The 11,750-nt window shown below is 61.5% G+C and carries 12 protein-coding genes; 5 read left to right on the top strand and 7 right to left on the bottom strand.

Annotation, left to right across the window (positions count from 1 at the left end; translation table 11 throughout):
• Positions 1-193 precede the first annotated feature (193 nt).
• From ACP7B1_RS00060 to denD, 4 genes are all read right to left on the bottom strand, one after another.
• Positions 194-1,507 (bottom strand): ABC transporter substrate-binding protein, encoded by a 1,314-nt coding sequence (locus ACP7B1_RS00060; protein ID WP_223614104.1) that lies wholly within the window; start codon positions 1,505-1,507, stop codon positions 194-196.
• Between the two features lie 122 nt (positions 1,508-1,629).
• Positions 1,630-2,694 carry an ABC transporter ATP-binding protein gene (locus ACP7B1_RS00055; protein ID WP_403179379.1) on the bottom strand — a complete coding sequence of 355 codons (1,065 nt, stop codon included), beginning with the start codon at positions 2,692-2,694 and terminating at the stop codon, positions 1,630-1,632.
• Between the two features lie 59 nt (positions 2,695-2,753).
• The gene (locus ACP7B1_RS00050) at positions 2,754-3,530 is read right to left on the bottom strand and encodes an SDR family oxidoreductase (RefSeq protein ID WP_346305278.1); all 777 of its coding nucleotides are present in this window, start codon (positions 3,528-3,530) and stop codon (positions 2,754-2,756) included.
• Entirely contained in the window at positions 3,527-4,510 is a 984-nt protein-coding gene (denD, locus tag ACP7B1_RS00045; RefSeq protein ID WP_346305279.1) for a D-erythronate dehydrogenase, read from the bottom strand. Before denD ends, ACP7B1_RS00050 begins: the two co-directional genes overlap by 4 nt.
• A gap of 309 nt (positions 4,511-4,819) precedes the next feature.
• On the opposite strand from denD, the gene ACP7B1_RS00040 reads away from it, so the two are divergent.
• On the top strand, positions 4,820-5,845 hold the full coding sequence (locus ACP7B1_RS00040; RefSeq protein ID WP_346305280.1) for a LacI family DNA-binding transcriptional regulator: 1,026 nt from the start codon (positions 4,820-4,822) through the stop codon (positions 5,843-5,845).
• Positions 5,846-5,875: 30 nt separating this feature from the next.
• On the opposite strand, the gene ACP7B1_RS00035 is transcribed toward ACP7B1_RS00040, so the two are convergent.
• Positions 5,876-6,766: a DMT family transporter gene (locus tag ACP7B1_RS00035; RefSeq protein ID WP_346305281.1), complete on the bottom strand. Its 891-nt coding sequence runs from the start codon at positions 6,764-6,766 to the stop codon at positions 5,876-5,878.
• Positions 6,767-6,846: 80 nt separating this feature from the next.
• Positions 6,847-7,656, bottom strand: coding sequence for an AraC family transcriptional regulator (locus tag ACP7B1_RS00030; RefSeq protein ID WP_346305282.1), 810 nt, complete (start codon positions 7,654-7,656; stop codon positions 6,847-6,849).
• 125 nt (positions 7,657-7,781) lie between these two features.
• On the opposite strand from ACP7B1_RS00030, the gene ACP7B1_RS00025 reads away from it, so the two are divergent.
• Positions 7,782-8,855 carry an FAD-binding oxidoreductase gene (locus tag ACP7B1_RS00025; protein ID WP_346305283.1) on the top strand — a complete coding sequence of 358 codons (1,074 nt, stop codon included), beginning with the start codon at positions 7,782-7,784 and terminating at the stop codon, positions 8,853-8,855.
• A 57-nt stretch (positions 8,856-8,912) separates the two neighbouring features.
• On the opposite strand, the gene ACP7B1_RS00020 is transcribed toward ACP7B1_RS00025, so the two are convergent.
• The gene (locus tag ACP7B1_RS00020; RefSeq protein ID WP_223614112.1) at positions 8,913-9,311 is read right to left on the bottom strand and encodes a GNAT family N-acetyltransferase; all 399 of its coding nucleotides are present in this window, start codon (positions 9,309-9,311) and stop codon (positions 8,913-8,915) included.
• A gap of 213 nt (positions 9,312-9,524) precedes the next feature.
• Here ACP7B1_RS00020 and ACP7B1_RS00015 point away from each other — a divergent pair, with 213 nt between their 5' ends.
• From ACP7B1_RS00015 to ACP7B1_RS00005, 3 genes are all read left to right on the top strand, one after another.
• A complete protein-coding gene (locus tag ACP7B1_RS00015) occupies positions 9,525-10,040 on the top strand; it encodes a DUF992 domain-containing protein (RefSeq protein ID WP_346305284.1) in 516 nt (171 codons plus the stop codon).
• 310 nt (positions 10,041-10,350) lie between these two features.
• Positions 10,351-11,115 carry a DeoR/GlpR family DNA-binding transcription regulator gene (locus tag ACP7B1_RS00010; protein ID WP_223614114.1) on the top strand — a complete coding sequence of 255 codons (765 nt, stop codon included), beginning with the start codon at positions 10,351-10,353 and terminating at the stop codon, positions 11,113-11,115.
• A gap of 122 nt (positions 11,116-11,237) precedes the next feature.
• On the top strand, positions 11,238-11,750 hold a 513-nt coding region (locus ACP7B1_RS00005), incomplete at its 3' end, for an FAD-dependent oxidoreductase (RefSeq protein ID WP_426136172.1).

Here is an 11,750-nt window from a genome sequence, read left to right as displayed (position 1 = left end):
GGGGAGATCAACCTTCACCGCTGTTTCAATCAGCTCTGAGCCACTGCGAGGTAAGCAAAAGTGCAGATGCCGATGTGATCTCCCCCCTTGTGGGGGAGATGTCCGGCAGGACAGAGGGGGGTGAAGAACATCACTCCCTTCACAGCATCCTGTATTCACGCTCTTTGTCATCCTGCCGGTCTCCACCCTTTGGCTAGACGTTGTAGTAACGGTTGGCGCGTTTTTCCGCCTGGGCGATGGCGTCTTCCGGCGTCATCTGTCCCGTCACGGCGGTGGCATACATGTCGACCAGCACATAGTCGGCCATCACGCCGGCCGATGCCGTTCCGAGCGGTCCGGCATAGCCGTTCGGCCGCAGGCTGCCCGATGCCTTGGCATAGGCCGCGTGGATGGGGTTGGATGTCCACACGGGATTGGCGGCATATTCCTTCAGCGGCTGGCAGCAATAGGCACTGGCGCCTTCGATCCAGGCGTTCATATTGTCTGCCTGATACATGAACTGCAGATAGGCCTTGGCGGCTTCCGGATATTTCGTGTGCTTGAAAATGGAGACCGTGGACGCCTGGTGCAGCTCGACCGACTGGCCGACCGGGCCGATGGGCAGATTGACCGAGCGCATGTCGTCGGCAATGGCTGCCATCGCCGGGTCCTTCTTAGCCGCATAATAGACAGACACGCCATTGGCGGTCAGCGATATCTGTCCGGCCAGGAAGGCGCGGTTGTTGTTGACGTCCTGCCAACTTTCCGTGCCGGGAATGAAGGTCTTGTACAGCTCCTGCGCATATTTCACCGAGGCCAGCGTTTCCGGGCTGTTGATGACAACCTTGCCGCTTTCGTCAACCATCTTGCCGCCATGGCTCCACAGCAGCCAGTGCGCGTAATTGTTGCCGTCGCCCACGGCCTTGCCGTGCGGGAAGCCTGCGGGCGTGCCCTTGGCGTGCATGGCCTTGCAGAGCTCAAGAAAGCCTGCCGTGTCCTTGGGGAATTCGCTGAAGCCGGCGGCCTTCATGTGGCTGTCGCGGTAGACGATGGCGTTGCCGATGGCGCAGAGCGGCAGGGCGATGAATTTGCCGTCCCGTTTGGCATAGCCTTCGAGACCCGGATACCAGCCGCCATGGGCGCCGCCGAGATAGGTGCCGAGCTCGCTGACATCGACCAGCTTGTCGGGATATTGATGCGGGTCGTCGAACCAGCTCATCACCATGTCCGGGCCCGAGCCGACGTTAGCGGCGACGGCGGCCTTCGGGCGCACGTCTTCCCAGCTTTCCTTGTCGATACGCACTTCAACACCGGTGGCGTCGCTGAACTTCTTGGTATTGGCAAGCCATGCGGCTTCTTCTGCCGGCACGAACGGCACCCAGCGCAACAGGCGCAGTTTTGCACCTGCTTCCGGCTTGTAGGCGGGGGCGGCCTGGGCAAAGGCCGGAGTAAGGCCCAGCCGGTTCAACCCGGCAGCGGCCACAAGTCCGGCAGAAGCGCCGAGAAGATGTCGTCTGTTGATGGTCATGGATGCTCCTCCTTGGGGTTTCACAAGCATGTCCGGAACGTCTCCCGCTTCCGGCCCATGCTTTCCGGGGGCTTATATGACCGGCACACGCTCCCCGACTGGCAGGTGCCGCTTGGTGGTTTTCAGACGAGCCGCTTGCCGCTCTCCGCGTCGAAGAGATACGTCGCCTCGGCGTGGATCGACAGGCCGACCGTCTCGCCCGGACGGGCATTGATGCGCTGGTGGAACACGCCGGTAATGTCGTCGCCGCCGATGCGCATGATCATCTGGGTTTCCGATCCGGTGGGCTCGATCACCACGACGTTTGCCGGAATGCCGCCATCGGCAATCGTCATGTGCTCGGGCCGCAGGCCGTAGATCAGGGCGCGTCCTCTGGCGCTTTCCGGCGCTTTGGCCACCGGCAGGACAACACCCTTCTCCGTCACGAATTTCAGCGCATCATTCGGGTCGAGCCTGCCCTTGATCATGTTCATGGCGGGCGAGCCGATGAAGCTGGCGACGAACAGATTGGCCGGCTGGTCATAGAGTTCGAGCGGCGCCCCGATCTGTTCGACGATACCGTCATGCATGACGACGATCTTGTCGGCCATGGTCATGGCCTCGATCTGGTCGTGCGTCACATAGACCGTGGTCGTCTTCAGGCGCTGGTGCAGTTCCTTGATCTCCGCGCGCATGGCGACGCGCAGTTTGGCATCAAGATTGGAGAGTGGCTCATCGAACAGGAACACCTGCGGATCGCGGACAATGGCGCGGCCCATGGCCACGCGCTGGCGCTGGCCGCCGGACAATTGCCGGGGAAAGCGGTCGAGCAGGTGGGAGAGGCCCAGAATTTCCGCTGCCGGTTTGACGCGCTTGTCGATCTCGGCCTTGGCGGCACCCTTCAGCGTCAGCGAAAAGGCCATGTTGTCGGCAACGGTCATGTGCGGATAGAGCGCATAGTTCTGGAACACCATGGCGATGTCGCGCTCCTTCGGCGCGAGACCATTGACCACCTGTCCGCCGATGCGGATCTCGCCGGCGGAAATATTCTCCAGCCCCGCCAGCATGCGCAGCAGCGTGGACTTGCCGCAGCCCGACGGCCCGACCAGAATGACGAACTCGCCATCGGCGATCTCGATATCAACCCCCTTGATAACCGGATGCGTCCCGAATGATTTTCTGACATTGGCGAATTCGACTGATGCCATGCCTGTTCCTCCCTGAAATGTGCCCAACGGTGCTTCTCCCAAAACACCGCGCGAAAATACTATCCCCGGCCGACCAGCGGCATCTTCGTCGCCATGACCGTCAGCGACAGCACATTGGCCTCCAGCGGCAAACCGGCCATGTAGACAACGGCATCGCCGATATAGTGCGCCGGTATGGTTGGCTCGCTTGCCGTCTCGCCGTTGGCCTGCAGCACGCCGCCCGCCATTTTCGACGTCATTTCGGTGGTGGCATTGCCGATATCGATCTGGCCGCAGGCAATGTCGAAGGGCCGCCCATCCAGCGCGGTCGACTTGGTCAGACCCGTGATGGCGTGTTTCGTTGCTGTATAGGGCGCTGAATTCGGCCGCGGCGTCGTTGCGGAAATCGAGCCATTGTTGATGATGCGCCCGCCACGCGGCGTCTGTGCCTTCATCAGTTTCAGCGCCTGCTGCGTGCACAGGAATGCGCCGGTCAGATTGGCGCCGACAATGGCGTTCCACTGCTCGAACGTCACCTCTTCCATGGCGACATTCGGCACATTGATCCCGGCATTGTTGATCAGCAGGTCCAGCCGTCCATAGGCCGCCTCGACGGCTTCGAACAGTGCGGCGACGGATTTGGGATCGCTGACATCGGAGACAATGGGATTGACCGTTCCCTTGGTCTCGGCGGCCAGTGCCCTTGCTGCTTCATCGAGCACGTCCTTGCGCCGCCCGGTGATGACGACGGTCCAGCCGACACCGAGCAGTGCCACAGAAATCGCCTTGCCGACACCCGTGCCGCCGCCGGTCACCAGTGCAATCTTGCCTCTGCCTGAATCCTGATAATTGGTCATAGTGTTCCGCCCAGTTCGTCTTCGATATGCGCCTTGATGATGTCGTCAAAGACGGTCTCCGCCTTGAACCCGAGCGCGGCCGCGCGCCGCGTGTCGAAATCCGTCGCCCAGCCGGCCACGATTTTCTGGATGGTCGCGTCCGGTTCGCGTCGGATCAGCTTGACCGCCTTTTCACCCGCCACGCGTTTCAGGGCTGCAATCTCTTCGCCGACGAGGGCGGAAAGGCCGGGCATGGACAGGTTGCGGCGCGGCCCGACTTTTTCGAGGTCGAGTGTTGCCGCGTGCACGAAAAAGCCGACCGCCGAGCGCGGGCTGGCGAACCAGTGCCGGACATTCTCGTCCACCGGCAGAATCGCTTCCTGCCCCGCCAGCGGCTCGCGCAGGATGTTGGAGAAGAACCCCGAAGCCGCCTTGTTGGGCTTGCCGGGCCGAATGCAGATGGTCGGCAGGCGAATGCCGATGCCGTCGAAAAAGCCGCGGCGGCTGTAGTCGGACAGCAGCAGCTCGGAGATCGCCTTCTGCGTGCCATAGCTGGTGAGCGGCGTGGTGAAGAATTCGTCGCCGATCTTGTCGGGAAAGGGCGTGCCGAACACGGCGATGGAGGAGGCGAAGACCACACGCGGACGATAAGGTGCCTTGGCGCTTTCCAGCCGGATCGCTTCAAACAGGAACCGTGTGCCGTCGAGATTGACCTTGTAGCCTTTTTCGAAATCCGCTTCCGCTTCCCCCGACACAATGGCTGCGAGATGGAAGATCAGGTCAGGGCGGCCGGCGATCAGTCGTTCCGCAACACCGGCATCGGAAAGGTCGGCCGCTTTTGTCGTGGAAATACCGGCGAGGGGGCGGGGCGCCACCGGCTCGATCACATCGACCAGCGTCAGCGTGTCGATGCCGCCGCCGAGGATACCCTCTTCAGCCGCGATCCTGTCCAGCAATTTGCGGCCCACCATCCCGGCGGCGCCAATAACCAGTACGTGCATATGCAATCAACCTCTTTGTCATGCGGGCAGGCCGCCCGTTTTGTTCAAACGCTATGCGCGAGGGAAAAGATGCGAGGTTCGCAGTGACACAGTGGCGGAGAGGCCATGCCAAGCCCCGTTGGGCCATGGCCAATCCCTGCAATACCTGCCGCTGAACTCAAGAACCGATCCTCCCAGAACGTCTTATCCTGCCAGCCCTGACGGGTCTTATGACAGCGCTAACACAAAGTTATGCACACTCACTAGCATTCATCAAGCGATTTATGGTAGCGCTATCATTATTCTGCTCAATCCCACCGGGATCATGCCATGCCACGCAAACGCAACGCGCACCGGAATGCCGACACGCCGACTTTGGCTGACGTGGCGCGGCTTGCCGGTGTGAGCGATATCACCGCCTCTCGCGTGGTCCGCAACAAGGGGCCGATCGCCGACGCGACACGGGCGAAGGTCCTCGCCGCCATCGCCGAACTTGGCTATATTCCCAATCGGGCGGCAGGCAGTCTTGCTTCTTCGGGTTCCACACTGATGAGCGTGCTGCTGCCTTCCCTGTCGAATATTGTGTTTCCGGATGTGCTGCGCGGCATCCACACAGCTCTCACGGAAACAGCGTTTCAGCCGGTCATCGGCGTCACCGACTACGATCCGGTGATCGAAGAACGCATTCTCTTGTCTTTTCTCGCATGGCAGCCTGCAGCGGTGATTCTGGCCGGATTGCATCATACGGCCACCGCACGGCGGCATCTGGAGCATGGGCGTTTTCGCGTCGCCGAACTCATGGACATCGATGGCGATCCGGTTGATATCGCCGTGGGCATGTCGCATTGGCAAGCCGGCTATGACACCGGCAAACATCTGGTGCAGCGTGGCTACCGCCGCTTCGGTTATGCCGGTCACAGCATTGCCAGCGATGATCGCGCCCGCGCCCGCTATGATGGCTTGCGGGCCGCGTTGAAAGAGGCCGGTCTGCTGCTGGTTGCCGAAGAGCGCGTGCAGGGGGGCAGCTCCACCATGGCTGGACGCCATCTGCTCGAGGCGATCCTCCGGAAAGCGCCGGGGCTTGATGTGGTCGTCTTCCCCAATGACGACATGGCCATGGGCGGCATCTTCCATTGCATGCATGCGGGGATTACGCCGAAGGAACAGCTGGGCATTTTCGGGTTCAACGGCCTCGATATCGGGCAGGCCTTGCCGTTGCCGCTGTCGACGATTCTTTCCAAGCGATTCCTGATCGGCAAGACCGCCGCCGAAAAACTCCTGGAAAGCCGCGAACGCCCGGCTGAAAAGACCATCATCAACACCGGCTATGACATCATAGAAGGAGCAACCGCATGACGGCGGTCCTGTCCGAACTCGCCGCCGCGCTCAGGCGGATTTGACCGGTTTCAGGGATTGCAGCCCGAGGCCGCCAACGGCCAGGAGCACGCAGGCGATGCCGATGATCTGGTTCCGGCTGACGGTTTCCCCGAGGAAGATGACGGCGAATACCACCGCCGAGACGGGCGCAACGGCGGTAAAGAGCGAGGCTTCGGCGCCACTGACCCGCGCGGCACCGGCATACCACAAGAGGAAGCCGCCAACCGTCGGAACGATGGCGTAGTAGATGACAGCCCAGAATGATCCAATGCTCATGCCGCCCGTCCACGGCATTTCGAACAGGGCAGGCACGATGGCCACCGCCAGTCCAAGGCCTGTCATCAGCGTTGAAAGGGCAAGCGGCGGAATGGGCGTCCTCAGGCGCTTGTTGATCAGAATGAACAGGCCCTCGCAGATGACAGCCGCAAAGATCAGCGCATTGCCCGGCAGGGAGTGTGTGCCGCTTTCGCCGGGGCGGAAGGCGATGCTGACAACGCCCGCTGTCGCCAGCAGAATGGCGACCAGGGTAAAGCGGTGCGGCCGTTCGCCGAGGACGAGAATGGCGATGGCTGCGGCAACCACCGGCAGCGTCCCTATGATGACGCCGGCATCCGTTGCCGAGGTCAGTGTGAGGCCGGATATCAGCAGGGTCGTGTAACCGACGCTGCCGGCACCCGCCTGCAGGACGAGAAGGATCCAGGCAGAGCGGTCAAGCCGCGGCCACTTGGTTCGTGTCAGTCGCATCAGCAACAGGAATATCGGGAAGGCGACGGCAAAGCGCAGGGCTGTTGCCGTAAAGGGCGGCAAGCCCGCTGCAATCACCTTGCTGGCAATGATGGTGCTGCCGACGAGCACCATGGCGAGTGCGAGAAAAACATAACCTTGAACCTGCTTGGACATGCGCAATCCTTTTCATCCCGGGAAGGCGCACAACAGCGGATCGGGCGGGGTTCGTCTTGAACGAAATTGCAGGAAAGGCTTCAGTTCATGGCGTCGGCATAGGCGCCGGGCGACAGGCCGTATTTGCGGATGAAGGTGCGCGTCATGTGGCTCTGGTCGGCAAAGCCGCTGGCAATGGCAGCTTCCGCCAGCGATGATCCCCCGGCGATCATCCGGCGGGCGAGGTCGATGCGCCGCTGCACCAGATAGGCATGCGGTGTCATGCCGGTGGCGCGGGCGAAGGCACGGACAACCTGAAAGCGGCTCAAACCGCTTTCCCGTGAAAGGTCCTCCAATGTCACCGCGCGTGCCGGCTGATCATCGATCAGGTCGCGGGCACGGCGAATGGCTCGGGGTATTGTCGGAAGCCGCTGCGGATTGCCCGGTTCATCAAACACGCCGGCAAGCAGAATCAGCAGCGATTCTTCCTGCCGGATGGTCGAGGGAATGCCGGTGGTCGTCATGGCGGTGAAGAGCCGCTCGAACTGGTGCGCCAGCCGCACGTCCTGGATAACGGGCCGGGGAAATTCGTCGCGTCTTTCGCCGTGCTCTTGCAGATCTGCGGTCACCGCGCCAATGAGGGACGGATCGAAATAGAGCATTTTCCACGAGCGGCCTGCATCGCCGATGGGCGCACCATCATGCACTTCGCCGGGATTGACGGTGATGATGTCGCCGGGGCCGGCCTCCACCATTCCCCGGCCGCTCAGGGATTTTTGCGCGCCCTGGTGAATGACGCCTATGCCGTACTGTTCGTGTGTGTGCCGGGAAAAGCTGTGCCGCGTGGCCGCCGCGACGGCATCCACCCCCGCGGTTGTACAGCGCATTATCCTGAACTGGCCCTTCATCATGCGGACCTTTCTATCACCGGATGTGCGCCATCACAAATTTGCGGCCTTTGCGGTGGCATTCGCCCGGAAATGATGCTGTCATTCCCCTGCGCAGAGAGTCCCGGCCTTTCCAAGAGGAATGAATCATGGCGAAACAGAAACATGTGATCGTGGTCGGTGCCGGAATTATCGGTGCGTCGATTGCCTGGCATCTGGCGCGGCAGGGCGCGGCTGTCACGGTGGTTGCCGAACAAAGCGGCGGGGTTGCCACGCCTGCGTCCTTTGCATGGATCAATGCCAGCTGGGGCAATCCCGAGTTCTATTTCCGCTTCCGCCGCTATGCCATGGAAGGCTGGCAGCGCCTGCACGATGAGCTGCCCGGCATCGGGGTGAACTGGTGCGGCGGCATCAGCTGGGATTTATCGCCGGATGAACTTGAGGCCTACGTCACGCAGCATGGGCACTGGGGCTATGGAGTGAGGCGCATCGACCGGCAAGCCGTGGCCGCGCGCGAGCCTTATCTGGCGCGACTGCCGGATGTGGCCGTGCATATTGCCGAAGAGGGCGCCGTTGAGCCCGTTGCCGCGGCGCAGCGCATGCTGGCCGGGGCGCAGGCGCGCGGCGCGCGGCTGCTGGTTGGTGCAAACGTTACACGGCTCGTCCAGGAGGGCGGGCGCATTGCCGGCGTCGTTACGTCGTTCGGCGCAGTGAAGGCCGATCACGTGGTGCTCGCGGCGGGCGCAGGGGCCGTTACCCTGGCGCAGACTGCGGGGGTGACCCTTCCCATGGAGACGCCGCCGGGTCTGATCGTTCATTCAAAGCCGATGGAGAAACGGCTCAACGGCATCGTGATCACCCCTGATCTGCACATGCGCCAGACGGCGGAAGGGCGGATCATTGCGGGTGCGGATTTTGGTGGCAGCGATCCCGGTGAGGATCAGCAGACAACCGCGGATGCGCTGTTCGCCCGCCTGAAAGCAAACCTCGACGATGTGGATACCCTGGCACTGGATTTTTTCACCATCGGCTACCGGCCGACCCCTGCCGACGGGTTCCCGATTGTCGGGCCGGCCGGACATCTCGATGGCCTTTCCATCGCTGTCATGCATTCCGGCGTGACGCTTGCGCCTGCTGTCGGCCTGCTGCTGAGCCGGGAAATTTTATCGGACAGGCCGGAGGAACGATTGTCGCCATTCCGGCTTTCGCGGTTTGGCGAGTGAGCGCACGCTGCTTCAGGGCCTCAACCCTCCTGTCCGGTAAAACATCGATGCGCCGGATCAAGGTTGCAGCTTGATCAGTCCGGCTCCTGTCATCCTGAATCCGCAGCCCCGGTAGAACCCGGTCAGCCGGGCTTCAAAATCCACGTGCAGCCAGAAAGCTCCGCGATCGCGCGCGAGGTTTTCAGCCTCCTTGACCAATTGTGTGGCTATGCCCTGCCGGCGGAATTTGGGATGCACGCAGGTATCCAGAAGAAAAGCATGAACACCGCCGTCCCATGCCACGTTGACGAAGCCGATCAGCCGCTGCCCGTCATAGGCCCCCACATGGGCAAGGCTGCGGGCAAGAATGACGGAGAAATCCTTCCAGACGAAGTCATCCCAGGCCCATTCCCAAAGCGCGTTCATCTCGTCATTGGACGGAAAAGGATCAATACGGAACGTGATAGCCAAATCCATGTCCTCCCCGGGCATTTCCGTTGCGCAAACCTTGCAGATTGCACGGAAATTTCAATGCCGGTTTTCGCGCTTCCTGCCGCTGTGCCAGTTACGCCAAGGCCGGTTGCAGGCGGCAATAGCCTGTTTCCGGAACCAAACCGGCCCGCACACGTTTGTTTTCAGGTTTCGACGGCGCATTCAAACCGCCGGGCCGCAACGGAATAAGGATAGATGATGAAAACAATGATCGTAATGGCTGCCGCTGTTTCCATGGCTCTGGCTTCGGGCGCAGGTGCCGCTCCCCTTCATCAGAAGGCCAAACATCAGGCCCATGCGGCGAACGGCCCCAAGACCCGTCTCGGCACGCTGTCCTGCGCCGTCGACGGCGGCGTTGGCATGCTGATCGGGTCGAGCAAGGCTGTTCAATGCAAGTTCATGCGGACCAATGGTTCCGTTGAACGATATGCCGGACGCATCGGCAAACTTGGCGTCGATATCGGGGTGACCAGGAAATCCTATCTGCAGTGGGTTGTTTATACTGCCGCCGGAAACCGGGCGGGCGATGGCGCCCTTGCCGGCAATTATGTCGGCGTGACCGCGGGTGCCTCGGTCGGCCTCGGTCTCGGTGCAAACGCACTGGTTGGCGGCACATCGAAGAACTTCGGCCTGCAGCCATTCAGCGCGGAAGCCACCCAGGGACTGAATGTCGCTGCAGGCGCAACGCAGCTGACACTGCGCGCAACCCGATAGAACAGGGGCAAAATCCGGCCGCCGTTTGCCGGCGGCCGGATCGGTGCGTTGGCTCACACTTGGCCATCCGCAACCCGGAACGATATGCGGGCGCGGATCGCGCAGATAAAGCCCGCCTCAGACCGTAAGTCCGAGACAGACGCCGAATAAACAAAAATCGCTTTGGGTATCTTCAAACCGCGACGATGGCCGCATGGTTTGGTCCGTTGGAAATCACATTCGCCTGCCAACTTCGCTTTATTGCTAATTGACATGCGCTCATTTTCATTTTCGTATAGTATTCAGAAAAACGAAAACGAAAGTATACCTCATGTTCCTGCCGCCCCGGCACGCTGAAATTCTCGAAATGGCCAAACTTCATGGCCGCGTGCTTGTGGATGATCTCGCTGCGCATTTCAGCGTGACGCCACAGACCATCCGCAAGGATTTGAACGATCTGTGCGATCAGCGGCTGCTGAACCGGATCCACGGCGGAGCGCTGTTTCCGTCGGGTATCCAGAACCTGGAATATGAAGCACGGCGTTTGATCGCTGCAACCGAAAAGGAGGCGATCGGTCAGGCCGCCGCCGCACTCATTCCCGACAATGCCTCGCTCTTCGTCAATATCGGCACGACCACGGAAGCGGTCGGTCAGGCATTGCTGGGCCGGAAAGGTCTGATGGTGATCACAAATAATATCAATGTCGCCAACAATTTGCGGGTTTACCCCGACATTGAGGTGGTCATTGCCGGCGGGGTGGTGCGCGGTTCCGATGGCGGTATTGTCGGCGAGGCCGCCGTGGACTTCATCCGTCAGTTCAAGGTGGATTTCGCCGTCATCGGCACGTCGGCAATCGACCATGACGGCGCGTTGCTCGACTTCGATTTCCGCGAGGTCAAGGTGGCGCAGGCCATCATGGCCAATGCCCGGCACGTGATCCTGGTGTCCGATTCCACCAAGTTCGAGCGGACGGCTCCGGTGCGCATCGGCCATCTCTCGCAGGTCAATACATTCATCACCGACCGCTGCGACAGCGAGATCATCCGCACGATTTGTGCGGACGCGGATGTGCGGTTGGTCGAAACATCCCGTTGAATCCCGGCTTGCCGGGGGAGTTGATGCGCGTTATATTTTCTTTTGGTTTCGTATTTGTTTCGCAGTGATGCTATATTGGCTGGTGCTGGCGGGCAGGACGGTTGCGAACAGGGAGATGAGCGGTGGCACAGGACGGGATCTACGACATTTTCGTGATTGGCGGCGGCATCAATGGCTGCGGCATTGCCCGCGATGCGGTGGGGCGCGGCTACAGCGTGTGTCTGGCCGAGATGAACGACCTGGCCAGCGGCACCTCGTCGGCCTCCACCAAGCTGATCCATGGCGGGCTGCGCTATCTGGAATATTACGAGTTCCGCCTGGTGCGCGAGGCGCTGATGGAGCGCGAGGTGCTGTGGGCGGCGGCGCCGCACATCATCTGGCCGCTGCGCTTCGTGCTGCCGCACCATGCGGGGCTGCGCCCGGCCTGGCTGCTGCGGCTGGGTCTGTTCCTCTACGATCACATTGGCGGGCGCAGGAAGCTGCCCGCGACGCGCACGCTCGACATGACGCGCGATGCGGCGGCCAGGCCGCTGAAGTCGCTCTATACGCGGGCGTTCGAATATTCCGACTGCTGGGTCAATGATGCGCGGCTGGTGGCGCTCAATGCGCGCGATGCGGCCGACCGCGGCGCGGTG

This window comes from Phyllobacterium sp. SL163, from assembly GCF_049896885.1.
Lineage (GTDB): Bacteria > Pseudomonadota > Alphaproteobacteria > Rhizobiales > Rhizobiaceae > Phyllobacterium > Phyllobacterium calauticae.
The sequence above is the reverse complement of the archived record's forward strand: the minus strand, read 5'-3'. Positions and strand labels throughout refer to the sequence as shown.